The 25,527-nt window shown below is 44.2% G+C and carries 22 protein-coding genes; 14 read left to right on the top strand and 8 right to left on the bottom strand.

What is annotated here, in order from left to right:
- The first annotated feature begins 1 nt into the window (after window position 1).
- Window positions 2–724 carry a dipeptidase PepE gene (gene pepE, locus JKP82_RS16665; protein ID WP_218397895.1) on the top strand — a complete coding sequence of 241 codons (723 nt, stop codon included), beginning with the start codon at window positions 2–4 and terminating at the stop codon, window positions 722–724.
- Here the strand turns inward: pepE and bioD are convergent.
- Genes bioD through bioB form a run of 4 tightly spaced genes read right to left on the bottom strand, consistent with a single transcriptional unit; the run spans window position 695 to window position 4,765 of the window.
- Window positions 695–1,366 (bottom strand): dethiobiotin synthase, encoded by a 672-nt coding sequence (gene bioD / locus JKP82_RS16670; RefSeq protein ID WP_218397897.1) that lies wholly within the window; start codon window positions 1,364–1,366, stop codon window positions 695–697. The genes pepE and bioD overlap by 30 nt on opposite strands.
- On the bottom strand, window positions 1,363–2,250 hold the full coding sequence (locus JKP82_RS16675) for a methyltransferase domain-containing protein (protein WP_218397898.1): 888 nt from the start codon (window positions 2,248–2,250) through the stop codon (window positions 1,363–1,365). The genes bioD and JKP82_RS16675 overlap by 4 nt, the downstream gene beginning before the upstream one ends.
- Window positions 2,247–3,647 carry an aminotransferase class I/II-fold pyridoxal phosphate-dependent enzyme gene (locus JKP82_RS16680; protein ID WP_218397900.1) on the bottom strand — a complete coding sequence of 467 codons (1,401 nt, stop codon included), beginning with the start codon at window positions 3,645–3,647 and terminating at the stop codon, window positions 2,247–2,249. Before JKP82_RS16680 ends, JKP82_RS16675 begins: the two co-directional genes overlap by 4 nt.
- Complete coding sequence (bioB, locus tag JKP82_RS16685) at window positions 3,647–4,765, bottom strand: biotin synthase BioB (protein ID WP_218397902.1); 1,119 nt, start codon at window positions 4,763–4,765, stop codon at window positions 3,647–3,649. Before bioB ends, JKP82_RS16680 begins: the two co-directional genes overlap by 1 nt.
- Window positions 4,766–4,863: 98 nt before the next feature.
- Between bioB and bioA the strand changes: the two genes are divergently transcribed.
- From bioA to JKP82_RS16700, 3 genes are all read left to right on the top strand, one after another.
- Window positions 4,864–6,141 carry an adenosylmethionine--8-amino-7-oxononanoate transaminase gene (gene bioA, locus JKP82_RS16690; protein WP_159531345.1) on the top strand — a complete coding sequence of 426 codons (1,278 nt, stop codon included), beginning with the start codon at window positions 4,864–4,866 and terminating at the stop codon, window positions 6,139–6,141.
- Between the two features lie 82 nt (window positions 6,142–6,223).
- A complete protein-coding gene (locus JKP82_RS16695; protein ID WP_159531347.1) occupies window positions 6,224–6,745 on the top strand; it encodes a DUF2937 family protein in 522 nt (173 codons plus the stop codon).
- Between the two features lie 272 nt (window positions 6,746–7,017).
- Window positions 7,018–7,299: a hypothetical protein gene (locus JKP82_RS16700; RefSeq protein ID WP_159531349.1), complete on the top strand. Its 282-nt coding sequence runs from the start codon at window positions 7,018–7,020 to the stop codon at window positions 7,297–7,299.
- Window positions 7,300–7,466: 167 nt separating this feature from the next.
- Here JKP82_RS16700 and JKP82_RS16705 read toward each other — a convergent pair whose 3' ends face one another.
- Together JKP82_RS16705 and JKP82_RS16710 are read right to left on the bottom strand one after the other, a co-directional pair.
- Window positions 7,467–8,678, bottom strand: a complete 1,212-nt coding sequence (locus JKP82_RS16705) for a GNAT family N-acetyltransferase/peptidase C39 family protein (RefSeq protein WP_159531351.1) — start codon at window positions 8,676–8,678, stop codon at window positions 7,467–7,469.
- Between the two features lie 2 nt (window positions 8,679–8,680).
- Window positions 8,681–10,180, bottom strand: a complete 1,500-nt coding sequence (locus tag JKP82_RS16710; RefSeq protein WP_218397904.1) for a RimK family ATP-grasp domain-containing protein — start codon at window positions 10,178–10,180, stop codon at window positions 8,681–8,683.
- Window positions 10,181–10,520: 340 nt separating this feature from the next.
- Here JKP82_RS16710 and JKP82_RS16715 point away from each other — a divergent pair, with 340 nt between their 5' ends.
- Window positions 10,521–11,489 (top strand): calcium/sodium antiporter, encoded by a 969-nt coding sequence (locus JKP82_RS16715; protein ID WP_218397906.1) that lies wholly within the window; start codon window positions 10,521–10,523, stop codon window positions 11,487–11,489.
- Here the strand turns inward: JKP82_RS16715 and JKP82_RS16720 are convergent.
- A complete protein-coding gene (locus JKP82_RS16720; RefSeq protein ID WP_159531357.1) occupies window positions 11,482–11,877 on the bottom strand; it encodes a hypothetical protein in 396 nt (131 codons plus the stop codon). The two genes, JKP82_RS16715 and JKP82_RS16720, sit on opposite strands and share 8 nt — an antisense overlap.
- Window positions 11,878–12,169: 292 nt before the next feature.
- Between JKP82_RS16720 and asnS the strand changes: the two genes are divergently transcribed.
- Entirely contained in the window at window positions 12,170–13,567 is a 1,398-nt protein-coding gene (gene asnS / locus JKP82_RS16725) for an asparagine--tRNA ligase (protein ID WP_013784826.1), read from the top strand.
- Between the two features lie 99 nt (window positions 13,568–13,666).
- On the opposite strand, the gene JKP82_RS16730 is transcribed toward asnS, so the two are convergent.
- Complete coding sequence (locus JKP82_RS16730) at window positions 13,667–14,797, bottom strand: hypothetical protein (protein ID WP_159531359.1); 1,131 nt, start codon at window positions 14,795–14,797, stop codon at window positions 13,667–13,669.
- Window positions 14,798–14,999: 202 nt separating this feature from the next.
- On the opposite strand from JKP82_RS16730, the gene JKP82_RS16735 reads away from it, so the two are divergent.
- From JKP82_RS16735 to JKP82_RS16770, 8 genes are all read left to right on the top strand, one after another.
- A complete protein-coding gene (locus JKP82_RS16735) occupies window positions 15,000–16,142 on the top strand; it encodes a paraquat-inducible protein A (RefSeq protein ID WP_218397908.1) in 1,143 nt (380 codons plus the stop codon).
- Complete coding sequence (pqiB, locus tag JKP82_RS16740; protein WP_218397909.1) at window positions 16,139–17,773, top strand: intermembrane transport protein PqiB; 1,635 nt, start codon at window positions 16,139–16,141, stop codon at window positions 17,771–17,773. The genes JKP82_RS16735 and pqiB overlap by 4 nt, the downstream gene beginning before the upstream one ends.
- Before the next feature lie 124 nt (window positions 17,774–17,897).
- A complete protein-coding gene (locus JKP82_RS16745) occupies window positions 17,898–18,512 on the top strand; it encodes a PqiC family protein (RefSeq protein WP_159531364.1) in 615 nt (204 codons plus the stop codon).
- A gap of 10 nt (window positions 18,513–18,522) precedes the next feature.
- The gene (locus tag JKP82_RS16750; RefSeq protein WP_218397911.1) at window positions 18,523–19,632 is read left to right on the top strand and encodes a GGDEF domain-containing protein; all 1,110 of its coding nucleotides are present in this window, start codon (window positions 18,523–18,525) and stop codon (window positions 19,630–19,632) included.
- Window positions 19,633–19,800: 168 nt separating this feature from the next.
- Entirely contained in the window at window positions 19,801–20,955 is a 1,155-nt protein-coding gene (locus tag JKP82_RS16755; RefSeq protein WP_159531368.1) for an efflux RND transporter periplasmic adaptor subunit, read from the top strand.
- A gap of 10 nt (window positions 20,956–20,965) precedes the next feature.
- Complete coding sequence (locus JKP82_RS16760) at window positions 20,966–24,121, top strand: efflux RND transporter permease subunit (protein ID WP_159531370.1); 3,156 nt, start codon at window positions 20,966–20,968, stop codon at window positions 24,119–24,121.
- Window positions 24,122–24,234: 113 nt separating this feature from the next.
- Entirely contained in the window at window positions 24,235–24,615 is a 381-nt protein-coding gene (locus JKP82_RS16765; RefSeq protein WP_159531372.1) for a VOC family protein, read from the top strand.
- Window positions 24,616–24,684: 69 nt separating this feature from the next.
- Window positions 24,685–25,446 carry a hypothetical protein gene (locus JKP82_RS16770; RefSeq protein ID WP_159531374.1) on the top strand — a complete coding sequence of 254 codons (762 nt, stop codon included), beginning with the start codon at window positions 24,685–24,687 and terminating at the stop codon, window positions 25,444–25,446.
- Window positions 25,447–25,527: the final 81 nt, after the last annotated feature.

Here is a 25,527-nt window from a genome sequence, read left to right on the forward strand (position 1 = left end):
AATGACCGCACATGTATTAATGTTAAGTAGTTCTCGTCAGGGCGACGAAGCGTACCTTGAACATGCGAGAAGCCTTATTCTTGCACACTTAGGTGGCATTCGCGACCTACTATTTATTCCCTACGCAGCAGTGACACAAAGCTACGACAACTATGTATCAGCTGTCGCAACAGCCTTGCCAGAATGTAAAGTGACAGGGCTTCATACCTTTGATAACCCTGTACAGGCTATCAAAAATGCAAAGGCAAATAATCAAGCCATTGTAGTAGGCGGCGGAAATACCTTCCATTTGATGCATACTATATACCAACAAAACTTATTGGAACCACTTCAGCACGCCATTGCTGAAGGCACGCCATATATTGGCTGGAGTGCCGGCTCTAATATTTGTGGGCAAAGCATTCGTACAACTAATGATATGCCAATTGTTGAGCCAGAAAGCTTTAATGCGCTCAATGTAGTCCCTTTTCAGTTGAATCCGCACTACAGCGATTATCACCCGCCGGGGCACAATGGTGAAACACGTGATCAGCGATTGGCTGAATTTACGGTGCTAAACCCCACCACCCCCGTGGTAGCCATTCGTGAAGGTACCGCTCTTTCTTTGTCTAAGCAGCAATTAACACTGGTGGGTGAGAAAGGCGGGTTTATCTTTTTAGGTAATGAAAAACGCCCAATAGCGCAAAATGAAGATTTAACAGAGCTTATGAATAGCAGCCGTTAAGGCATCTTTACTTGGCGCGCTTGAAAAAGGCACTTCCAGCAATAAGGGCGCTGGCATAACGTTTTTAAGCGTAGCCAAATTGTCATTGTATCTAGACATACAACCGGTGATATCGTTAGCTACCCAACCTACAATATTAAGCCCGTCATTTTGAATTGCTTGCGCGGTAAGCAATGCATGGTTTAAACAGCCCAGCTTCATACCCACCACTAAAATCACGTCCATTTTTAAGTCGCTAACCACATCTGAAAGAAACAGCGTATCGGTTAACGGTAATCGCCAACCTCCCGCTCCTTCCATCAACAAAAGATCTGGAGTCTCTTGTTGCAGGCGAACTAGCCCTTCAATCACAGCTTCACTGGTTAATGTTACGCCCGCTTCTTTAGCTGCGATGTGCGGCGCAATCGGCGGAACAAACGTAATAGGATTGATAGTACTGATAGGCAGTTTAATACTACTTGCTTGCTGAATTTCAGATGCGTCTTCGTTTACCCAGTCGTTTCCCACTTTTTCACAGCCTGCCGAAATAGGTTTATAACCTAAGCTCGTTTTTTGCTCACTTTCAGCGGCTTTTAGTAGGTGACAGGTAACGTAGGTTTTACCTACTTCGGTATCGGTTCCGGTAATGAAATACTGCTTCATGGTTTCTCTATTCTGAAATGACACACTTTGTAAGTAAGGGGTAGCACGCCATCGACAGCGCTAATATTTTTATAGGCCAACGACAATTTCTTAATGTCACTGCGCGAAAGGGATTGCTGTTTAGCCCCCGTAGTTCCCGCCCCAACGTTTTTAATTGAACGAAGTAAAGAAAGTACATCTTGGTGCTCATCAACATAATCTTTATTAATAAGACGGCTAACCCGCAGCCCAGCCCCAAGAAACGAATTAAGCCACAACCTAGCTTCAGGCAAACGCGTAACCGCAGCAGGTAATTGGGCAACACTTCTCGCTTTATGAAGCTCAGAAAAAGAACCACTCACCATAATGGCAATTTCTGCCATTCCCGATGGCTTAAGTACTCGATAAAGTTCGCTAGCCACTGCTTGCGGGCTGTTACACCACTGCAATGCCATAGAGGAAAATACCGTACTAAAGCAGTTATTTTGAAACGGTAGCGACTGCGCTGAACCCTGCTTGAAATTAATATCAGGGAAGCGGGCCTGTGCGTTGTGTACCATGCCTGGTGCAATATCTACCCCCGTGACGTTTGCGCCACGTTGTTGCAGCGCATCACTATGGGTTCCCGTTGCACAGCCAACATCAAGTACGTCACCATGTAAGGAAATAGGTAAGTTGTTTAACCCTGCCTGCGCAATTTCGGCCTGAATATGCGCTTCGTTATCGTACTTATCTGCGGCTTTTGAAAATTGCTTCGCGACCACCGCCTCGCTTATACCGCTTTCTGATTGTGGGTCTAATAGACCATCAGAGTGACTAGCAGCATGCACTGCAACTGCGCCCTGTTGGTAAAACGGTTGAGAAACCGGCTGTGGCGCTTGTTTAGCCAAGGATTGCGGGCTCATAATGTCGACTCCATCGCTAGGGCAATAGCATCAACAAGTACGTCTATATCTTGCTGGGTATGGGTAGCGCTTAGTGTAATGCGCAATCGGTCTTCCCCTTTTGGTACGGTAGGATAGCGAATAGCAGGTATCCATATGCCTCGGGCTTTTAGCGCATCACTTAATGCTAAAGCGCGCTCAGGGCTGCCTACAATAATAGGTTGTATTGCGCTATGTGAATTAGCCAAGACCAGAGCATGATGGGTATTTGACGAATCTTGGTTCAACGGTTTTTTTATTGTCGAAGCTTTGATTGACGAAGCTTTGGTTGACGAAGCTTTGTTCGATGACGCTTTGAGTGTGTATCCATTTTCGTCTTCGCTGTCATCATTGCTACGACGTGCACTCCCGATTTGGGCACTAAACCGTTCGCGAAAATACGCGACATTGTGATTCAACGCGTCGGTTCGACTCGAATCAGCAGCAATGTGCGTTAACGAATATAATGTTGCTACTGCTTGGGCCGGCGGCATGGCAGTGGAATAGACATAATGCTTGGCAAAGTTGACTAGGTAATCAATGAGCGCTTGGCTTCCAGCTATAAACGCACCGGCGGTTCCCACGGCTTTGCCAAAGGTACCCATCACTATAGGTACGTCGGTTTGAGATAACGCCTGCGCTTCAATGCTTCCCAGTCCGTTTTCACCTAATACGCCCATACCGTGTGCATCGTCTACCATTAGCCATGCTTTGTTTTGCTTTGCTACACCCGCCATATCACGAAGGGGGGCGCTGTCGCCGTCCATACTGAATACACCTTCAGTGACTATTAGCTTGTCACTGTTATTGGTTGTATCCGCCTTGTTCAGTAAATTAGCTAATAAATTGGATAGGTGAGCTAGATCGTTATGCCTAAAGCGACGCAACTTGGCCTTGGTTGCCATAGCGCCTTCAAGGAAGGACGCATGCATAAGCCGATCGGCAAAAATTTCACCGGTATGCTTACTGCCGGCCGCGGCACTTGGGTTTTGATGATTAGCGCCTTGATGATTATCACGACTAAATAGCGCCATGCATAATGCCTGGTTAGCCGCGAAACCCGAATTAAACAATAACGCAGCGTCTCGATTTAAACCGTCAGCGATGTACGCTTCAAGAGCCAAATGTGCTTGGGTATGGCCCGTTACCAACGGCGACGCGCCGCTGCCACCGCCAAATTGCGCCAAGCCTTCTACCCAGCTTTGCAACACACCTTCATGATGGCGCATGCCAAGGTAATCATTGCTAGCAAAATTCAAATAGTGCTCACCATCAATACAGATAATGTTGTCTTTTTCGTACTGCTGGCATACCCGCTTACGCAGGTAACCTAGCTGAGCCCGTTCGGCTAAGCGGGCTTCCAGCCAATCGAAGGCCATTATGCCTCCGCGGGCTGCTGTTTCTGTTTACGCGGTGCACTAGCGTCGTAAAATAAATCGCTAGCATCAGAGCCTTGCTCTTGTTGCTGTGCAATTTTTTCTTCCAACACTTGCTGATGTGCTTCATCAGAAAAATCGCGAGTTCGCTCGGTGTTTATACCCAACTTTTTAAACAAAATAACATCTTCGTGGGTGTCTGGGTTAGACGTAGTCAGCAACTTACAACCATAGAAAATAGAATTAGCACCCGCCATAAAACACAGCGCTTGCATCTGTTCATTCATGGCTTCGCGACCAGCAGATAAACGCACATGAGATTTAGGCATCATGATACGGGCTACTGCGATGGTGCGGATAAACTCGAAATAATCTAAATCTTCTAAACTGGCTAGTGGCGTACCTTTTACTTTAACCAACATGTTAATGGGTACACTTTGAGGTTGTTCCGGCAAGTTCGCTAATTGAATCAATAAGCTGGCTCTGTCGCCTGCAGTTTCGCCCATACCCACAATACCGCCAGAACACACATTCATGCCTGCCGCGCGCACGTTTTCAAGGGTGTTTAGTCTGTCTTGATAGGTACGAGTGGTAATGATATCGCCGTAGTATTCAGGCGAGGTATCAAGGTTATGGTTGTAATAATCTAGACCAGCCTGTTTAAGCGCTACCGCTTGGTCGCGGGTTAACATGCCAAGTGTCATGCAGGTTTCAAGACCAAGTTGTTTAACCTCTTCCACCATTTTTACAATATAAGGCATATCTCTGTCACGTGGGTTACGCCACGCAGCACCCATACAAAAACGAGTAGAGCCTACTTGCTTGGCTTCTTTTGCTCGTTCAATCACTTTTTCGATTTCAAGCAAACGCTCTTTTTCTAAGCCGGTATCGTAACGCGCGCTTTGCGGACAGTATTTACAATCTTCCGGGCATGCACCGGTTTTAATCGACAACAAGGTGCTTACTTGTACTTCGTTTGGATTGAAGTGTTGTCTGTGAACTACCTGCGCTTGAAACAGCAAGTCGTTAAATGGCAAGGCATAAAGCGCCTCTACTTCGGCTTGTGACCAATCGTGACGAATTGTATTATTTTGCGCGTCAGGCGCTGAAGCCAGAGTCATTGACTGTCCTTTACTAATTAAGAATGCTGGCTTAGTCTATGCTTCAAACACGAGTTGTCAACTCTGACCATTTCAAAAGCTTTACTAACGGTTGAATTTTGAACAATATAGATTTTGATAAGAAACACATTTGGCACCCTTATACGTCAGCAACTAACCCCTTGCCTTGCTATGAAGTGGTTGGCGCTAGAGGAGCAGAGCTTACGCTTTCAACGGGCGACGTTTTAGTAGATGGCATGTCGAGTTGGTGGGCGGCCATTCACGGTTACAACCACCCTGTATTAAACCAAGCGGCCCACAGCCAAATAGATGCTTTTTCCCATGTGATGTTTGGCGGCATTACCCACCAGCCAGCGGTCGACCTATGTCGCACGCTTCTAGAAATGGTACCTGATGGACTTGAACGGGTCTTTTTAGCCGACTCCGGCTCGGTCTCGGTAGAAGTGGCTATCAAAATGGCCATTCAATATTGGGCGTGCCAAGGTCGCCCAGAAAAGTCTCGCATTGTAGCACCACGCAATGGTTATCATGGCGATACGTTTGCGGCCATGTCGGTATGCGATCCGGTAAACGGAATGCACAGCTTATTTGAGAGTGTTTTAAGCAAACAGCTATTTGCCCCAGCCCCACAAACCCGTTTCGGCCAGACGTTCAGCGAAGACGACATTTTACCTTTGGCCGAGCTGTTCGAAAACCATCACCATGAAATGGCAGCGCTTATTCTTGAGCCCGTTGTCCAAGGTGCGGGCGGTATGCGTATTTACCACCCTGAATATTTAAAACGCTGCCGCCAACTCTGCGACAACTACGACGTGCTACTTATCTGTGATGAAATCGCTACTGGATTTGGGCGAACAGGCAAGCTATTCGCCTGTGAACATGCAGGCATTTCTCCAGACATTATGTGTTTAGGAAAAGCTATTACTGGCGGTTACATGACCTTAGCGGCCACCTTATGTACTGAAGATATTGCATTAGGTGTTTGCCAAGGCTCACCTGGCGTATTCATGCACGGCCCCACTTATATGGGTAACCCACTTGCCTGTTCCGTAGCTAATGCTAGCTTGTCATTGATAAACGAAAATCACTGGCAGCAACAAATCCCCGCCATTGAGAAACAATTACACACTGAACTGTCAAAATGTGCCAACCTGCCTACGGTAGCCGATGTGAGAGTGCTAGGCGCAATAGGTGTGGTTGAAACCGTTCATCCTGTCAACGTGGCCGATATTCAGCGCCACTTTGTAAAACAAGGTGTGTGGATACGGCCTTTTGGTAAGCTGGTATACATTATGCCTCCATACATCATTAGCCCAGACCAACTCAGCAAACTGACCCATGCTATCTACACCTATTTAAGCGGAAGTATAAGGTGAAAATATAGGGGTGCGATGACTGGTCTACCGTAATTTATACACTGCTTAATCGCTGAAAAATAACTCTAGGTCAGTCATTTATATGTTTGTACGCGTTTTTGATAAAATCGTTTTTGCCACTCTGTTTGTTGCCGCACTGCAGGTGCCTATTTTAGCCGATCACTATCGTCAGTACTTGAGCGGCTATTACGATGCAACCCGCGAAGAAGTGTCTGCCATGTCGGCATTAGCAACGCAGCATGGCTATGCATCAGTGGGGGCAATGTTAAGTGCACTAAGGCAAAACAGTGAAGCCGTGGTAAGAGCAGATGCAGAACGTAAATCGACGCTTTTCACCAAGCTAGACCATATAGAACAAGGGATCAAGAACCTTGAGCACGGCCACTATTATGAAAAAGCTTGGTATATGCTCACACCCTCAAACGCGCCTACACTGCAGAAGGTATTGGGTAATTTCAGCCCATCCGTGCCGCTTACCCCATCATCAATTATTTTCAGCTTTATCACTGCTTTACTGATTAATTTACTATTGTGGGGCCCATACCTTTGCTACTGCCAAGTCAGGCACTTGAAGCACAAGCCACGGCACGCCAGTTATCGTTAACGCTCTTTGGCGCAGCCTATTACGCCCTATATAGCGAGGCAAACAATGTAAAGCCAGAGCAAGGCAACTATGCCCCTCACTTGCACGTCTATTCTCCCTACACTATTCCCCTACCTATTCATCCTAAATGCACTTTGAATAATTTCTATGCAAATTTGGCATTCTCCATGCAGTAAGCTTAATAGGAGTTTTTTGTTTTAGCATAAATAAACCGTGCCAATAACAAAAAAGCGCAATTATTTTAGTTAGTTAAATAGTAAGGAAGAATCATAATGCCTACTGACGCACAATTACTTATTGGGAAAGTGTTGCAAATAAAAGACAAAATCAGTGCAAAACGTCATTGTATCCCTAGCGAGCTACAAACTGAGTGGGACGCACTTGATAAGAAAACAGCCTGCTTCGAAAGCACGGCCATTTTCAAGTCTGCGGTGAAAGGTCAACACACCAGCAAGCAACTTGCCTATTCTGGTTCAGTTAAAGAATTATCAGGTTTAGTTAACCGCCTAAACGCGCTTAATGAAGAAGTAACAATTGCGCAGGTTAGGCATTAATAACTGCGCTGCTATATTCTAGCTCAAGGTGCCTAAATTAAGGCTTTTCACTCTGCCTTAAGTTTGTAGTCCCTAGCGTTATGAAAACAACCGCGCTTTTATTATTGAAGCAATCTTGGCTAATCAGTCATTCCCATCAGCCGCGAAATGCTTTAGAAAGTAGCTTTTTAGATAGCAGCTTTTGTAGACAGTAGCACTAGCGTACGCACTTTGCGTGTACCGTAACTGGCTAAGCGAACAAAGTCGTCTCTTGCCACTGGAATGTGTTGAAATTCAACACGCTGACTTTCGTTTTGACTATTGCCTTCGTCAGCATCGGGGTCGTGCAAATAAAAGCATTGTTCATCGTAACTGGTAATAGCCACCCAATGTGGTGCTTTTTTCTTGTCAAATGCATAGGTGCTTATTAAGCACACCACCGCTTTACCAGCATCTAGCGCTTGTTCTATAGCATCAACACGCCACTCTTCAGTAGCAATAGCCATATTACTTTTTTGCGCTTGAAGCAAAAAGTCAGCTTCTACTTGCCCAACAATATGCTTTTTATGCTCACTTCTTACGCCATCCACAAACAATGGCAAAGGCTGGTTAATCAAAACTTCTGCCGTAAACCCTTCCAATTGTGCCGCTAGCGCCAATCCAATAGGGTGGCAACCGCCATGGCCTGACGTCATAAATATTGTGGTCGCCGTACGCCAAATCGCCAATTCTTTTTGCTGGTTCATTGCAAAACCATTTTGCAATGAACACATGGCCATCATCAATGCCGATGGCCCACAGGTAAACTCAGTCGTTTGCTGATACCAAGGGTATATAGCATGGGACATGGCTTTCGATGACACCAATACCTTTTGCATACGCAAGGCGTTTGAATGATCGTCGTAATAATCAACGTACATACCGAACTGTTTAAAACCTAGCCTTTGGTAAAGTGAAATAGCGCCCTTATTGTCCGCAGACACTTCTAGGCGCATAAAGCGCTTTCCCCTGGCTAACGCCTGCTCCCCTAGCCTTGCTATCAACTTTTCAGCTATTCCGAGGCCACGGGCTTCGGGCAACACCGCGATGGAATACAACCGAGTAAGTTGTGTTCCTCTGCGTAGCAACAGTAATCCATAACCCGCTAGCGAAACCCCTTGCGCGCTATGATGCTCGGCAATATAAAATTCAGCATGTTTGGCTGTAACGTAAAAACGAAAGCGGCGAACATTCAGCTTATCGCTTTTAAAACACGTGTTTTCGATGTGTTGTATTCGTTTCACATCATCTAACGTGGCTTTTCTCAATTGAACATTGTTCACGGCATTCTTTTCAGCTTCATCCCCACCTTTATATTCAGGCGCAAGTTTATTGTATTCAGAAGCAAGTGCACTGTTCATGCTTATCGTCCTCGCCGCTCTAGTCTGTCCGCAAATTCTTGCATAATTAACTCATACAAGGCTTTGCCTAAATACTTATCTTCCACTCCAGCATCTATGCTCGGGTTATCGTTTACTTCAATCACGTATACCTGATTGCCTGAATGCTTGATGTCTACACCGTATAAACCATCACCCACAACCTTTGCTGCTTTAATTGCTGCCTGCAATACCGGCTTAGGTACTTCAAAGGTTGGCATAGTAGTAAAGCCACCGGATGAAAAACGCTCGCCTTGATGGTGATAAATTTGCCAATGATTTCGCGCCATAAAATACTGACACGCGTAAATCGGCTTACCGCCCAACATACCAATACGCCAATCAAACTCGGTAAAAATATATTCTTGAACCAGTACTAAGGCAGATTCTGCTAACATCTCGACTAATCGGGCTTTTAACACATCGCGGTTTTCTGCTTTGTGTACCCCCCTTGAAAACGAGCTTTCTGGCAACTTCAATACCAAAGGTAAGCCGAATTCTTCAATAAGCTTATCGCAGGTTTCATCATCTGAATTCGACACAAAGGTGGCTTTCGGTGCCGGTACTTTTTGATAAGTAAACGCATCTTGTAAAAACACTTTGTTGCAACAGCGCAATATAGACTGGGTATCATCCATCACTATTACCCCTTCTCGCTCAGCCGCTCTGGCTAAACGGTAGGTATGATGGTCTATCGCCGTAGTTTCACGAATAAATAACGCATCATAGTGGCCCAAATCTTCAGGCGACAAACGTGAAACCACATCAGCTCTAAAACCCACCTTCTCAGCCGCTTTTACAAAGTGGCGAATGGCTCTTTCATCGCTAGGAGGCGTCGACTCATCAGGGTTAACTAAAATAGCCATGTCCCAACGAGTGCGCTTACTTACTTTAGAAGCACGCCACTGTTTCGTAGTGTAGTTTTCTAACTGTGCAATACACTGCTGCTGTTGTTTACTGTCTAGCGCGGTAAAGGGCTTCGCAGCAATATCAGCAAAGCCAACCACATTATGTTTACCACTTACTTTTTTACCCTCCTTTTTATCTGCACGGGAATCAGATACCGACAGGGTAAGTAGCAAAATCGGACACGGATATTTTTCAAACGCTTGACGGGCGACACGCTTGAAACGCTGATCTTTAACTTCACCAAAAAGTACTAATAAAGGTGCAGTAGGAATGTCAATTTCATCCACGGGTAACGACAATGCAAAAGGCAGCCTATCCACACTGCGTGCTTCTGCTAGTCGTAGGTCGTTAATGGTGTTTACACCGGGCAATACTAAATGGTTACGTGCCTGCGCTAGCAATGAACAATAGTACCCTTGGCTTAAATAGCGGGTAGTATCACACAGGTTTATCACCCGTATTTTTGGTTCATTAAGTTTCGGAAACTCCGCCAAGTAATCTTGAAAAGTAAGTACCGATAACGCTGTTTCGCTAAATGGCGTAACATCGTCAGCCACAATCAACGTATTGTGCATGTAATTCGCTTCTAAATAATATTAAGTAAGTTACAATTCGAGTGATGCGATATTTGAAAGTAATATTCGCCACCACTCGAGTAAGAATGGCGCTGAGTTTACGCCGAAAGTGAAAATTGCAAAGTGAATTGAGCACGGCTTTTTTTCATCGTTAAGACAACGAAAACTAATCTATCCAGTAGGGTTATTGATGGTGAAGAGCTATCGCCCGTTAGAAGGCGCTAGGCTGTGATTCAAGCTCAGCCGAAATGAGGCGAAAGCCCAAGACAGCTGTCGTTTTCACTTAGCTTTTTTATAAAAAATACTGCGAACAGATTTCAGTAAACAAATAGGAGATTGTATGTTACTAGCCAGTTTAGCCATTCTTATCGGGCTACCGGTTTTGCTATGGAGTGCAGGGAAATTTGTAGGCGGCGCAGCATCCGTCGCCAATCACTTTGGCGTATCTCCACTTCTTATTGGTATGCTCATTATTGGTTTTGGAACGTCAGCCCCTGAAATCATTGTTTCAATCTTCGCGGCCATTCAGGGTAACTCAGGTATTGCGCTAGGTAATGCCTACGGCTCAAACATCGCTAACATACTGCTTATTTTAGGATTAACCGCACTTATCAGCCCTATTGCGGTTAAATCGAACATTATTAAAAAGGAAATTCCCGTACTACTGGGCATTACCTTTTTTGCCTCTTGGCAGGTACTAGACCAAACGGTATCAAAGGATGATGCTTTCTCATTACTAGGCCTGTTTATGTTGCTTATTTCGTGGAGTATTTGGCACGGCATGCAAGGCAGTAAAGATAAACTAGCCGATGAATACAGTGAGGAAATCAATGCAACAGAAGGTACTATTAAAACCCATATTGTATGGCTTATTACCGGCCTATTGCTGCTAGTAGCCAGCTCTCGCATATTAGTGTGGGGAGCTGTTGAAGTGGCCACCTTCTTTGGCGTTAGCGATACCATCATTGGCTTGACGGTTATTGCCATTGGTACGTCTTTGCCCGAACTTGCCTCATCCCTCATTGCAGTGAAAAAAGGGGAGCACGATTTGGCCTTGGGTAATGTTATTGGCTCTAACATGTTCAACACCCTCGCCGTAGTAGGTATTGCAGGTACTATTCAGCCGATGACGGTAAGTGCTGACTTCTTATATCGCGATGTAGTGGTGATGCTAGCAGCCACCGTAGCACTGTTTGTATTTTGCATTGGCTACAAGCGCCAAGGGCGCTTAAATCGAGTAGAAGGGGGCGCATTTGTGGCAGCTTACGCCATTTACACCTATTGGCTTATTAGCATCGCCTTTATGTAGCGGCTCCCATAGTAGTGGCCAGTGTAATAAGGCTAATAACAGCTATGCTGGCCAATACGAATAAATTAAAACCGAATTGATCGCCCTGTCGCCTGCTTCGGCGGGCGCGCATTACAATACTGACCAAGCTTACCAATAAACACACTTGCAGCATGATTTGCATGGCTTTTACATATTCAGCCGACCACCCTGTGTCGCCTTCAATTCCCCAATATTCTTGTACACCACTGATAAAATCGGGGCGCGCAAAGTGAAAAAGAACCAGAGTTACGACTAAGGCTAACCACCCTACTACATTCAGGGCCAGCATCACGCGAAAGAAATTCGTTTCGGTTCTAGGTCTTGAACGTCGCTCTTCAACACCGTACGGATTATATTTATTTCCCATTTGTCACTCTGTTCTCTGGCATCCCGCTTTAGGTTGAGTATACTAGCGTGCTATTGGATTATGCGTTATTAGCGGTATTTATTTTTAGTCCTCTTGTAAACGCCATTCTCGCGTTTTTAAAATGACTAAGTGCTATCTCGCTTTTTCAGGATGAAAATTCTAAAACATGCTGAATTATCGGCAGAAAATCCAAAAGATTGACGTAAAAACCATTATTAGTGCAAATGCACATTGCTGTTGCTTGTGGCCAATGACACAAAACAGCATAAATCAGTGAGACGGAGAAATTAACATGACGCATGCGCCCGTTGTCGACGTACTTAAAGGTAAGTACGCAGTTGGCGAATCGGTAACCGTTAAAGGTTGGGTAAGAACACGCCGCGACTCTAAGGCTGGGTTATCTTTTATAGCACTACACGATGGTAGTTGCTTTGACCCTATTCAAGTGGTGGCACTGAGTTCTCTGTCAAATTACGCTGACGTACAGCGTTTAACAGCAAGTTGCTCACTATCGGTAACGGGTGTGGTAAAAGCATCTCAAGGCCAAGGCCAATCGGTAGAAATTGAAGCAACAGAGGTTGAGGTATTAGGCTGGGTAGAAAACCCTGATACCTACCCAATGTCAGCTAAGCGTCACAGTATCGAGTATTTGAGAGAGTACGCTCACTTGCGCCCTCGTACTAACGTAATTGGTGCGGTAACCCGTGTGCGTAACTGCTTATCACAGGCCATCCATCGCTTTTTCCACGAACGCGGCCACTTTTGGGTGTCAACCCCAATTTTAACCGCAAGTGACACAGAAGGCGCTGGTGAAATGTTCCGCGTATCTACATTAGATATGATGAACTTACCACTAGACGACAAAGGTAACGTTGATTACTCAGAAGATTTCTTCGGTAAAGAAACTTACCTTACCGTTTCGGGTCAGTTGAACGTTGAAACTTACTGTACAGCTATGTCTAAGGTTTATACCTTTGGACCTACTTTCCGCGCAGAAAACTCAAACACATCTCGCCACTTGGCTGAGTTTTGGATGATTGAGCCGGAAGTCGCTTTTGCTGATTTGAGCGATATTGCTCAACTAGCTGAAGATATGCTGAAGTATGTATGTAAAGCCGTACTTGAAGAGCTGCCAGATGACATGAACTTCTTTGCTCAGCGCATTAAAAAAGATGCCGTTGAACGCTTAGAAAAGCTAGTGAGTTCTGACTTTGTTCGCATGGACTACACAGACGCTATCGACATTCTACAAAACTGCAAAAAGACGTTCGAATTCCCTGTTGAATGGGGAATCGATTTGTCTTCTGAGCATGAGCGCTATTTAGCCGAAGAACATGTTGGCGCGCCTATCATTATGCAAAACTATCCTAAGGATATTAAAGCATTCTATATGCGTATTAACGACGACGGTAAAACCGTTGCAGCTATGGACGTACTTGCACCAGGTATTGGTGAAATTATTGGTGGCTCGCAGCGTGAAGAACGCCTGGATGTTTTCGATGCCCGTTTGGAAGAAATGGAATTGTCGAAAGAAGACTACGCTTGGTATCGCGACCTTCGCCGTTACGGCACCGTACCTCATTCTGGTTTCGGACTAGGTTTCGAGCGCTTGGTTGCTTATGTGACTGGTATGCAAAACGTACGTGATGTTATTCCATTCCCACGTACACCAGGTAACGCAAGCTTCTAAATTGCGGTAAATCTTGTTTATGTAAAGCCAGCACCTTGTGCTGGCTTTTTGTTTTCTGCAGTCAGCGTTTCTTACCACTCATCACTTCACGCTATTCTATTAAGGCGTTATTCCATTGCCAATCGCTGCTGAGCGACACGGTATTACCGTATAGGAATAGCCAATATCATCATTTTCTAAAAGGCTGATAGTTAAAATTTCATAGTCGTTCAATTCCACAACTCGTGTACCTTCGGGGTTAGCGCAGCGAGAGAATTCGTCAGCTTCATAATGGAAAATAAACTCAGCAAGCAATTGCATCTGCATAAGTCGAAACTTAGCACTTTGAGCAGCAAGGTCAAAGCTAACCACTTTTTCATCTTCGGTTGAGCCTGGCGAGGTAGCATCTGGTAATGCTTTTGAATCGGCTTCGAGAACTGCAGTAGATTTACGCTCAGCTTCAAATTCCGCCTCAATCAGCCCTTTTAAATTATTAGCAGCGTCAGCCAACCTAACCGTTTTTTTTGCGTTGCCGATTTGGGCATCATTCACACCTTTATCTTCAACTTCTGAGCTAGTCGACACGACTTCAGAGGGCGTGTCTGAGAAAAAGCTCACCACCCCCGATTCCATCGACACTTCTAACACCTTTACCAATATCAATATCGTCCATACGTAGCGGACTAAAGCAGTGGTGAACACAAACCGGTAGTCTGGCGCATGCCATAAGCCATGAACACCAAAAGGCTTTAGCAGCAGTAATGCGATTAAGTACAGCGGCATGACTAATTGAACAAGTACCAGCGCTAAGAGCGTGGTGATAAAAAACCAGCTTGGTAGCATGAGGATAATGGCAAAATTATGACTGTAAGGCAGTGATGCGGCGCTGACACCCGAAACGCTATTCACTAATCCACTTGCCGAAGCCAACGCAAAATTGGCGATTACAGCATAAATGAAAAGGATAAAAGCTTTACCTGGTAAGCTATTCCATACCACCATGAACCTTGGCCAGAATTCATGAAGAATGGCAATCGTCACCAATACGCCAATTACGATGTTAAAGAAAACACCCTGAATATCGAAAAACAGTACACTAAAATACACCAAGGTTGCAGCAGCATAACAACGCTGCGCCAAATTCAGGCTTTTCCAAAACGTTGTTCCCCTTGAAGATCGTTTTAGTAAGCCACGCTCGATTACGCGCTTAAATACCCCAAAGCGGCGCTGGAATTGAATTATTATGCTCATGTAATGTCTTATGTTGTGATTATTTTTAGTTGTACTTCTCAGCGAAGCTTCCCGCTAACCGTGGAATACGCTATTCTGTTAACAATTACAATTCAACGGTTTAACCGTCGTTTTTATAGTTTGGGTTTACATTCCGGCTCTAAGGCTTGGATCTACAGTTCGATGTTTCCATTTAAAATAAGGTAGTCGTTTTCTTACCCCTATGGCTGAAGGTAATAGGTTAACCCTCGTTTGCGAACAATGCCATCATCGCGTTGTATTGCCAGAATTGAATCATCGAGAACGGGCAGTATGCCCTCGATGCCATCATACCTTGCTCACATTTAAGAGAAATGCAAGCGAGCGGCTTTTGGCGTTTTCAATAAGTGCGTTTGTGTTTTTGGCCCTATCCCTACCTTTTAACTTTTTGACTTTTAAATCAAGTGGTCAGAAGCATAGTATCGATCTTCCCGGTGGTCTTTCAGTTTTAATGGAAAATGACTATTTATCGTTGGCTATTATTACCGGATTAGCGACGTTAATTTTACCCGGCATGGTGCTTTTAGGTTTTATTACCCTTGGGTTAGCACATTTAAACAATGCGAGAACACCGTTTATTAAGCGAATATTTTATTGGGTAAGAGCCTTGCTACCGTGGAGTATGGCCGAGATATTCTTAGTTGGAACATTAGTTAGTTTGATAAAAGTCTCCGAACTCGCCGATGTAGCTATTGGTATGTCTTTTTACGCTTTTATTGGTTTTACCGCATTTATGGCTCTTTCTATGTCGAACTTTGACAGTACAGGGTTTGCGTTGTGGCTGCACGAAGGCAAGTTGCCACCACCAAAACCTTTAGAAGAAAAACAAGCCAGTGGCAGTATACAACGCACTTGGGCGCTGCTACTTACATCAACTATTTTGTATATCCCCGCTAACGTATTACCTATCATGCGAACTGAATTTTTTGGTCAAGAAACCCCAAATACCATTATAGGCGGCGTGATCACGCTGTGGGAGGGGGGCTCCTACCCCATCGCCATTATTATTTTAGTGGCCAGCGTAGTGGTACCAGTCGCTAAAATTATCATTCTGTGTTGGTTGAATCTAAGTGTTCAACTGGGCCGAACAGGCTCTACACAATTACGCATTCGCTATTACCGCATCACCGAAGCAATTGGACGCTGGTCTATGATTGATGTTTTCGTTGTCGCGGTATTGGTTGCATTGATTCAAATGGGTAATACACTTTCTATTTTTCCTGGCCCCGCAGCGCTTGCGTTTTGCGCGGTGGTCTTTACTACGATGATAGCCGCGATGACATTTGATTCACGGTTAATTTGGCAGCATTGGAAACAACTACCATGACAGAAGAGGCAAAAGTTACGTCCACAAAATCAATCTCTCGTATATGGATCATTCCCATATTAGTAGTAGTGGTTGGTGGCTGGATGGTTTATCAACAATGGAAAAACCAAGGGCCTCTTATCACCATAGAGTTGCAATCTGCCACTGGCATCGAAGTTAACAAAACCCCAATCAAAGTGCGGGATTTGGATGTGGGGCAAGTGAAAAAAATTACGCTTAAGCCTAACTTGGACGGTGTATTAGTAACTGCGCGCATCGATGCCAATGCATCTCACCTACTTACCGATAAAAGTGAATTTTGGGTGGTGGCCCCGCGAATTAGTTTTTCAGAAGTGTCTGGTCTAAACACCTTACTCTCTGGTAGTTATATCGCCATGGCGGCGAATGACAGCGGTAAAGAACAGCTTAATTTTATCGCCCTCGAGCGCCCTCCTGTAACACCTGCTGGCACACCTGGATTACACGTCATTCTGCAAAGCGATGATGAGTTTGCTTATAAACCAGGTGACCCCATCATTTATAAAGGCTTCAAAGTCGGTGAGTTTGAAGATGCGGTCTTTAATATTGAAGAACGTGTGGTGTACTACGATGCGTTTATTGAAGCCCCCTACCATAAGCTTGTTACCGAAAATACGCGTTTTTGGGATGTGAGCGGCGTAAAGCTTAAGCTTGAATCAAGCGGCGTAAAAATGGAAACCGGCAGTTTAGAAACCCTGTTAGCCAACGGTATTACCTTTGGTGTACCTGAAGGGGTTCAAATTGGTGAGCGAGTGGTAGAGAACGCGTTTTTTACTATTTACGGTGATATTGCTACTGCCTCCAATGCACGGTACAAGCTTGCCGCCGAGTATGTGCTTTTAGTTGATGAAAGTGTTCGTGGGCTTACCGTAGGCGCCCCCGTTGAATACCGAGGAATTGAAATCGGTAATGTAACGGCTATTAACTCGTTTCCTGCCGTGGAAGGCAACATACTTGAACGGGATTATCCCATCCCCGTCATTATTAACATCTACCCTGGAAAAGTCAGACAGCCGGACACAGAAGAAGGGTTGAATGCCATCAAACAAACCATGCGCAATTGGCTTCGTAAAGATTTAAGGGCTACCCTCCGAATGGGTAATGTACTCACCGGTGGTCTTTTTGTAGACTTACAGCACGTTTCAAAACCTGACGACAGTGATGAGATAGCAGTGCTGAACGGTTACGAAGTGATCCCAACTGTATCTAACGAGTTTACGCAAATTACGCAAAAAGCAGATGCGATTTTAGACAAGATAAATCAACTGCCTTTGGATGACATGGTATCAAACGTATTATTGGCCGTAGAAGATATGAAACTGGCTGCGCAGTCTGTTGAAACGGCGAGTGATGACTTTGATTTGCTTATTGAAAATGTAGATACAGAGCTGCTTAACACTAACTTAAATCAAGTATTGATAAGCTTAGACAGCTTGTTAAAAAACTACAGCGAAGGGGGCTTGAGCCAGTCTGAAATCAAAGAAACGGTAGATACTATGCAAGATACTATGCGTAATCTTCAGCCTTTGTTATTAAAGCTGAATCAGTCACCGAATAGCTTAATTTTTACTGATAGCAATAGCTCTGGTATTGAACCAAAAGCGAAAAATTAGCGAAATAGAAACTTATTCAACTAAGAACTAAAATACGTATAAGGCTTCTGGGTTTGCGTGGGCAAGTAAATGCCAACCTAGAAGCGGCTGAGCTAAGCGCTATCTAAGTACTGTAAGGATAATAATGAACACTTTTATTAATAATAGGAATGCGCTGGTTTGCAAAGTTATTAGAGCAAGATTAATTTTCGCTGCTTTTCTTGGCGCTTCATTAGTAGGCTGTGCTTCATCTGGCAGCGCACTGCAATATTACTTGCTACATTCAACGACTTCGTCTTCTGCAACTGAGTATGAAACTGCCCCCCATGGTTTATTAATAAATAAGATTATCCTCCCCGATTATCTGAAACAACGAGGCCTTGTTTATCAAACCAGCTCTACCAGTTTACATATCGCGACTGATCACCTTTGGGCCGAGCCCCTTGATGAGGGTATTACTAAGTCATTAAAAGCATCGTTACGTACCCAAGGTGTAATGTTAGTTACCCATAATGTGAATGCTAAAGAGGTTAATGACTATTTAACCCTACAGATAGATGACTTTATCACTACATGGCAAGGCGATATTATTCTGAGCGGGCAATACGTTGTAAAGCACATAGACGATTCGCAGTCAGCACGGGATTTCGAGTACATACTCCCTCTTGAAGTCGATGGATTCCCTGCAAGTATCGAAGTGATGCGAGAAGCTATTCATGCCTTGGCGGAAAATATAGCTAGCGAAATCACTAAGGGATAACCCTATTTTTATGATTAGTGCCCTTAAAAAGTTTGTAGACCTTGGAACCGATGCATCGCTGTCTGACGATTTAAATCGTCGAATCAGAGTCGTTAACATGTTTTCTGCGGTTGGAATGACCGTGACTTTTTTACTTGGGTTTCGGGCACTGTTTGCACAAGAAGCCTTCTTAACCTGCGTGTTATTTTCTTCCACCATACTGTTTGCAATATCTCACAAGTTACAGGCCATGATAGGGGCAAAGCGAGGCAGTTTCATTTCTGCTACCGTTTTAATTGCCTGCCTCATGTCACTTATGCTCACACTAGTCGTGACTGGCGGTAGCGAAAATACGGGGCCGCTTTGGATATTTACCGTCCCCTCCGTCACCATGTTTTTTACTGGTTTTCGCCGGGGGCTAATGGCGCTAACAGGTTTTGCGGCAGTTATTATTGTCATATTTTTTGCACCCGATAATGCCTTATTGGCGACAGAGTATTCTTTCGAGTTTAAAACTCGCATTGTCTATACTTTCATCACGGTTTCTTTCCTATCCGCATTTTATGAGTATAGCCGTCAACGTAGCTACAATACGGCCATGTATTTGAGCGAACAGTTTGAACGTCAAGCAAGATATGACCCTCTAACTACCCTGCTAAACCGCAGAGGAGGCCAGCAGCAGCTTGAGCAGGAACTCAGCAGAATGCAGAGAAACAAAAAATCGTTTTCTATCGCGCTCGCTGATATCGACCGCTTTAAATCTATAAATGATACCTTCGGACACGATGCGGGTGACGAGGTATTAAAAAAGGTTGCCGGCGTTTTCAACAGCCGCTTGCGCGCACAAGATGGCCTATCGCGATGGGGCGGCGAAGAATTTTTGTTTATTTTTCCAGAAACTAATGAGCAAGATGCGAAGATTGTGACTGAACAAATAAGAGAAAATCTGAGTGCTAAAGCCATTCCGGTTGACGACAAATCTCACCGTGTCACGTCAAGTTTTGGGGTGTGCCAGATTACGCCATCAATGACACTTACTGCTGCGTTAAACTTGGCCGACCAAGCGTTATACCAAGCAAAAAATGACGGTAGAAATAAAGTATGTACTGCAAAAGAGCTTAAGCGTAAAAGTAGTCGCTAGACTTATCAACCAGTGATATCCCCTCCCGAAAATCCTTTTCACGTGCAAGTATTGGTCTCCCCAAGTCTTTACATTTATTGACTCACGTTTAGTTACAATTGATGAATAACTTTGACACAGTTTGACGTTAAACTACGCTCAGGTAATTTTTTCAAATAAGACCCGATTATGAAATGGATGAAATTCATACTTCCCGTTGCCATCCTGGTAGTGAGTTACTTTATAATGAAAGGCATTGAGGCCTCTGCCTCAGATTCAGCCATAACGGAAGCGGTAGACACTCGTCCCACCGTCACTATCGAGCAAATTGATGTCGAGAGTTCTGTCATCACATTATCTTCTTATGGAGAAGTGCAGCCGCTAGAAAGCACTAATCTTGCGGCTCAGGTCTCTGGTGAGGTTGAGTCTTGGAACCCCAAATTTGTAAGTGGCGGACTGGTTCGTCGAGGTGAAGTGTTATTCTCGGTAGAAAAAGACGCCTACGAGGCAGCACTATTACTCGCGCAAGCTAACCTTTCCAGTGCACAAGCACAATTAATTCAAGAGCAAGCACAGGCGGATGTAGCAGCACTAGAAGCCAAATCTATGCCTGATGCTAGGATCACCGACTTGTACCTTAGAAAGCCACAGGTTATGAGTGCACAAGCAGCGGTTAAATCGGCAGAAGCTCAACTCAAAATTGCCAAGCGCGACTTAGATAACTGTGAAGTAACTGCCCCTTATGATGCTCTCATTATTTCAAGAGAGATCAGTACCGGCGATTATGTTACCCAAGGGACTACCGCTGCGGTTATCAATAATATTGAGCAGGCAGAAATCACCTTCCCAATCGCAGGCTTCGACCGGGTATTTTTAGATGAAGACACCCTAGGGAAAAAAGCAATACTTACCCTAGACGATGTAAGCAAAACACAAGTTACCGCCACTATCCACCGCGATACGGGGGTTATCGATAGTGCCACCCGCATGACGCATTTTGTAGCCAGAATTGAAGACCCTTACGCCTTAAATGCAGCCAAACCCATCGTTAAATTCGGCACCTATACCACGATTAGCTTTAAGGGCAAAAGACTAGAAGATGTGTACCGTATTCCTCAAGAATTAGTGACCAACCGCACACTTTGGACAATAGATGAACAAAGTAAGTTAGTCTCGCAAAAAATTCAGGTTATTCGTGAAGATGGCAGCGATTTTCTTATTCAAGGTAATTTCAACCCGAACAAAGTGGTGATGTCTTTACCTGAATACCCTCAAAATGGCATGGAAGTAAAAGTCATCGATAACAGCGCTGATTTTGTGGCGAACAGCGACACCGCGAAATAGGAGCGCCACCATGAATAAAACGAATTCCGAAACTGGCATCATCGCGTGGTTTGCTAATAATGCCGTGGCCGCTAACCTATTAATGATATTTATCATTTTGATGGGCTTAGCCAGTTACTTTACGATACAGCGCCAAATGTTTCCCAACATCGAAATAAACTACATTACGGTGTCGGCACAATATCCTGGGGCATCTCCCCAAGAAATAGAAGAAAGTATTCTTATTAAGGTAGAAGAGGCGCTAAAAGACGTTACCGAGATTAAAAGAACGGTAGCTCGCGCCTTTCGTGATTCTGGAACCGTTACACTTGAAATCGATACCGATGAAGAACTTACCGATGTACTCGATAAAGTGAAACTAAGAGTTGACGGTATTGCTACCTTTCCTGCGGGAATGGAACCGGTAAATATTTCGCAAATTGAGTTTCAACAAGACGTAATTGAAATGCCATTGGTGGGCGACTTACCCCTGCCCGAGCTTAAAGTTATCGCCAAAGAAATTGAAGATGAGCTGCTTCAATTAGGCAACGTGTCCTTAGTAGAAATATCTACGCCCAGTGATGAAATTGCCATTGAAATAAAACCAGAAATGCTGCGTAAATACAGCCTTAGCATTGCCGATGTTAGCCGTGCGATAAGCAACTATTCCACTAATATTTCTGCCGGGCAATTGCGTACCAACGCAGGTATTATTTCTGTTCGGGTAGAAAACCAATATTACAGCGGCACTGAGTTTGCCCAAATTCCAGTTAAGATTGGTACTGCAGGTGCAAAAGTGACTTTAGGTGACATAGCCACAATTAAAGATGGCTTTACCGAAGGCGAACGCTACTTTAAATACAATGGCAAAAACGCCATTTACATGTCGGTAAGTGCGACTAAATCACAAAATACCATCCCCGTTGCTAACACGGTGAAAGCTTACATTGAGCAGAGAAATAAAACCCTTCCAAATGGAGTGAGCTTAGAAATACTGGTAGATATGACCTACTACTTGAATGCTCGCTTGGACATGATGCTAAAAAACCTGTTTCAAGGGTCCATTCTTGTCGCCTTGATGCTAACCCTATTTCTACGTTTCAGGCTAGCCTTGTGGGTAATGGTAGGCTTACCGGTTTGCTTCTTAGGTGCCGTTATGCTGATGCCGATATTTGGCATTAGTATTAATATTCTTTCGCTATTTGCATTCATTATGGTGCTGGGTATTGTGGTAGACGATGCCATTGTCATAGGAGAAAGTGCCTATACGGAAATAGAAAGCAAAGGCGGCGGTATTGATAACGTAGTACGCGGCGCAAAGCGTGTTGCTACGCCAGCCACATTCGGTGTTTTAACAACCATTGCGGTATTTGCTCCGTTTACCCTAAGTAGCGGCCCTGAAGGAGCCTTCTTCTACAATATCGCTATTGTGGTTATCTTTTGCTTAGCGTTCAGCCTGGTTGAATCAAAGCTAATACTACCAGCACATATTGCACATACACACTTTACACCGATTAAAAAAGGAAGCTGGCGGGATAAATTTAACGCTCGATTCTACGGCTTTGTAAACGGCCCTTATAAACGAACGGTAGAGCGTGCGTTAAAGTGGCGTTGGGCGGTATTTTTCCTTTTCTTCGGTATTTTGATGATTAGCGTTGGGCTAATCAATGCAAACTATGTGCGTATGGTACCCAACCCGAAAGTACCTCATGATTTTCCTAGCGTTCGCATTGAAATGAATGAAAACGTGTCGGATGCTGCCACCATCACCGCGTTAAAAACCATAGAACAAACGATCTTAGACGTTGAAGAACAGGTTATTGAAGAGTTTGGCACCGGTATGATCCGCGACAGACTCGCTTTCAACGAAGAACGCACCCAAGGCCAAATTTTGACCCCCTTAGTGCACGAAGACAAGCGCCCTATTGATACCTTCGAGTTAGCAAGACGCTGGCGAGAAGCCATACCAGAAATTCCTGGTATGAAGTCATTCACGGTAATAGATGATGTGAATGGTGGTGGCGATGATGGCGAGTTTGGCTATCTTTTATTTGGCCCTGATATCAACACATTGAACGCTGCAGGTTTGAAGTTTATTGAAATGCTGCAACAACAAGATGGACTATTTGATATTAGTTCAACCATAGATCCTGCCAGCAAAGAAGTGCAATTAGTCATGTTGCCCGTGGCGTACGACTTAGGTTTAACCCTTTCTGACATTGCTTCTCAAGTTGGTGCTAGCTTCTATGGCGGCGAAGCCCAGCGTGTTATTCGTAATGGTGAAGAAGTGAAGGTGATGGTGCGCTATCCCGAACTTACCCGTGAGCGTTTTGCTGATTTGAAATATACCGTTATCAAAACGCCCGAAGGCCGTGACGTAATGCTAGGTGACATCGTGTTGTTGGAAGAAAAGCCTGGCATTAGTTATATTCGCCGTGAAGGTGGTTATCGCAGCGTGTATGTGTGGGGCAACATTGATGAAGAGGCGGTGGAGCCTAATGAAGTAGTAGAACAAATTCGTGAAAAATTACTGCCACAACTTCAAGAAGAATTCCCATCAGTGATGACCGAGCTTGGCGGCGATATAGAAGAACAGCAAGCCCAGCAAAACGAGCAAATTTTGTTTTTCTTAGCCGCGATGATTATGGTTTATATCCTTCTAGCAGTGCCCCTTAAAAGCTATGGGCAGCCGCTTATTATCATGTCTGTCATTCCCTTTAGTTTTACAGGCGCGATATGGGGTCATTTCTTACTGGGCCTCGATTTAAGCATGATGTCTACTTTCGGTCTTATCGCTGCTGCTGGTGTTGTAATAAACGACTCGTTGGTAATGACCGATTTTGTGAACCAACGCCGCGCCCAGGGCTACAGTATTAAAGAAGCGGTAACCGAAGCCGGAAGTGCTCGCTTTCGGGCTATCACTCTGACCTCCATCACTACCTTCGCCGGTGTACTGCCGATTATGTTTGAAAGTAGCCTACAAGCTGCGTTCGTGGTGCCCATGGCGGCCGCTCTTGGTTTTGCTGTACTTTACGCCACACTGGTCACGCTTATTTTAGTACCGTGTTTATATTTAATATTACTCGATTTAACCATTCCGTTTTCATGGATAAAAAACAACGTTTTTCGACAGAAAAGGTCTTTAAACCTTAATGTGAGCAATGGGATTGAACTTGAGAATGAGTAGTCTTTCCTTGCTCATTTTTCAGCCTTCGATTTAGCGACATTTTAAAGTGCAGAATAATGGTATCGTTCACATTACTAACTCATTTATTTAAACGTTATATTTTAGGAAGTTAAATGAAACTTAATCAGGTTACTTTGCCCGTAAAAAATATGAACGATGCGGTTAGTTTTTACTTAAAGCTCGGCTTCACTCAAATTGTCGAAACACCTCACTACGCTAGGTTTTCATGCCCAGACGGCGACTCTACATTTTCTTTATCGCTTGAAAATGAAGAGCTTCAGAATAACTCGGTAATCTATTTTGAACACAAAGACCTAGATGAGCTTTGTAAAAACTTATCACAAAAAGGTATTCAGATTGTGCAACCCCCTACGGAACAAAGTTACCTTTGGAAAGAGGCTATTCTGAAAGACCCTTCAGGTAACAAAATCAAACTCTATTGGGCTGGCGAAAACCGCTTGAACCCACCGTGGAAAGTGGAAATACGCGTATAACAAGCCCATTAAATATCTCGCAGGCTCATTGGGACAAAAACACATAGCTTAGTGACCAAGGAAGAATTTATGTTCAAGAAGTACTTGTTGATCTCTCTGTTGATTTCCACGTCGACATTTGCAAAAACTTTTCAGGCTAAAGATTTTACCATCGAATATGATGAGAATGTTTCCATTTCAATCGTTGAACAACTAGCATCAACGATCAGCGCAAATAGAAACGTTGTAAAAGCTTATCTTAACCAGTCAGTAGAATATCAAGGTACTCCTATTCAGGAAGATGTAATTGTATACATTTCGAAAAAACGCCGGACACCCTATCAGGATTGGAATACGATCCATATTCCAGAAAAAAGGGTGCTATCCGCTTTTTCTAAAGACAAATCAGAAAATAGCGGCATGGCTGTAATTCACGAACTGACACACGTCTATGCAGTCAGTTATTTTCGTAAAAAGAAGAAAAATGGATACGAGGACCGTTTTTTCGATGATGGCTTAGCAGTATTCCTACAACATAGATTTGGTGAGACCCCCGAATACCCTAACTTTGGCCAAGATCTATATAGAGCAGTCGCCGAAACTTCAATAAGTTACGGAGGATTGATTCCTCTAAAAGAAACAGAAAATGTAAGGCATTCAGCAAAAACAGGCAAAGGCAGAAAGCTTGCTTATCTGCAAGAAGGTGCCTTTACACAGTTTTTAATTGAAAACTACGGTTTAGGTCTATACCTAAAAATTTATGCTGGAGAGGATTTGCAATCAGTTACTGGTAAAACGTTTAGTCAACTGGAGAACGAGTGGGCCACATTGATTGGACGTTTCGCGCTCTAGCCAAACGTTGTGGCTACAACGCATATACGCAGGGCCCTAATACGCTTGATATTGAGCCCCACGCAAACGTTAGTCATACAT

It is taken from the genome of Alteromonas lipotrueae (assembly GCF_019249215.1).
Classification (GTDB): Bacteria; Pseudomonadota; Gammaproteobacteria; order Enterobacterales; family Alteromonadaceae; genus Alteromonas; species Alteromonas lipotrueae.

Coding starts and splice junctions, on each gene's coding strand:
- pepE (WP_218397895.1), top strand. CDS start 2: ATGACCGCACATGTATTAATGTTAAGTAGTTCTCGTCAGGGCGACGAA.
- bioD (WP_218397897.1), bottom strand. CDS start 1,366: ATGAAGCAGTATTTCATTACCGGAACCGATACCGAAGTAGGTAAAACC.
- JKP82_RS16675 (WP_218397898.1), bottom strand. CDS start 2,250: ATGAGCCCGCAATCCTTGGCTAAACAAGCGCCACAGCCGGTTTCTCAA.
- JKP82_RS16680 (WP_218397900.1), bottom strand. CDS start 3,647: ATGGCCTTCGATTGGCTGGAAGCCCGCTTAGCCGAACGGGCTCAGCTA.
- bioB (WP_218397902.1), bottom strand. CDS start 4,765: ATGACTCTGGCTTCAGCGCCTGACGCGCAAAATAATACAATTCGTCAC.
- JKP82_RS16695 (WP_159531347.1), top strand. CDS start 6,224: ATGTTTGTACGCGTTTTTGATAAAATCGTTTTTGCCACTCTGTTTGTT.
- JKP82_RS16700 (WP_159531349.1), top strand. CDS start 7,018: ATGCCTACTGACGCACAATTACTTATTGGGAAAGTGTTGCAAATAAAA.
- JKP82_RS16705 (WP_159531351.1), bottom strand. CDS start 8,678: ATGAACAGTGCACTTGCTTCTGAATACAATAAACTTGCGCCTGAATAT.
- JKP82_RS16710 (WP_218397904.1), bottom strand. CDS start 10,180: ATGCACAATACGTTGATTGTGGCTGACGATGTTACGCCATTTAGCGAA.
- JKP82_RS16715 (WP_218397906.1), top strand. CDS start 10,521: ATGTTACTAGCCAGTTTAGCCATTCTTATCGGGCTACCGGTTTTGCTA.
- JKP82_RS16720 (WP_159531357.1), bottom strand. CDS start 11,877: ATGGGAAATAAATATAATCCGTACGGTGTTGAAGAGCGACGTTCAAGA.
- asnS (WP_013784826.1), top strand. CDS start 12,170: ATGACGCATGCGCCCGTTGTCGACGTACTTAAAGGTAAGTACGCAGTT.
- JKP82_RS16730 (WP_159531359.1), bottom strand. CDS start 14,797: ATGAGCATAATAATTCAATTCCAGCGCCGCTTTGGGGTATTTAAGCGC.
- JKP82_RS16735 (WP_218397908.1), top strand. CDS start 15,000: ATGGCTGAAGGTAATAGGTTAACCCTCGTTTGCGAACAATGCCATCAT.
- pqiB (WP_218397909.1), top strand. CDS start 16,139: ATGACAGAAGAGGCAAAAGTTACGTCCACAAAATCAATCTCTCGTATA.
- JKP82_RS16745 (WP_159531364.1), top strand. CDS start 17,898: ATGAACACTTTTATTAATAATAGGAATGCGCTGGTTTGCAAAGTTATT.
- JKP82_RS16750 (WP_218397911.1), top strand. CDS start 18,523: ATGATTAGTGCCCTTAAAAAGTTTGTAGACCTTGGAACCGATGCATCG.
- JKP82_RS16755 (WP_159531368.1), top strand. CDS start 19,801: ATGAAATGGATGAAATTCATACTTCCCGTTGCCATCCTGGTAGTGAGT.
- JKP82_RS16760 (WP_159531370.1), top strand. CDS start 20,966: ATGAATAAAACGAATTCCGAAACTGGCATCATCGCGTGGTTTGCTAAT.
- JKP82_RS16765 (WP_159531372.1), top strand. CDS start 24,235: ATGAAACTTAATCAGGTTACTTTGCCCGTAAAAAATATGAACGATGCG.
- JKP82_RS16770 (WP_159531374.1), top strand. CDS start 24,685: ATGTTCAAGAAGTACTTGTTGATCTCTCTGTTGATTTCCACGTCGACA.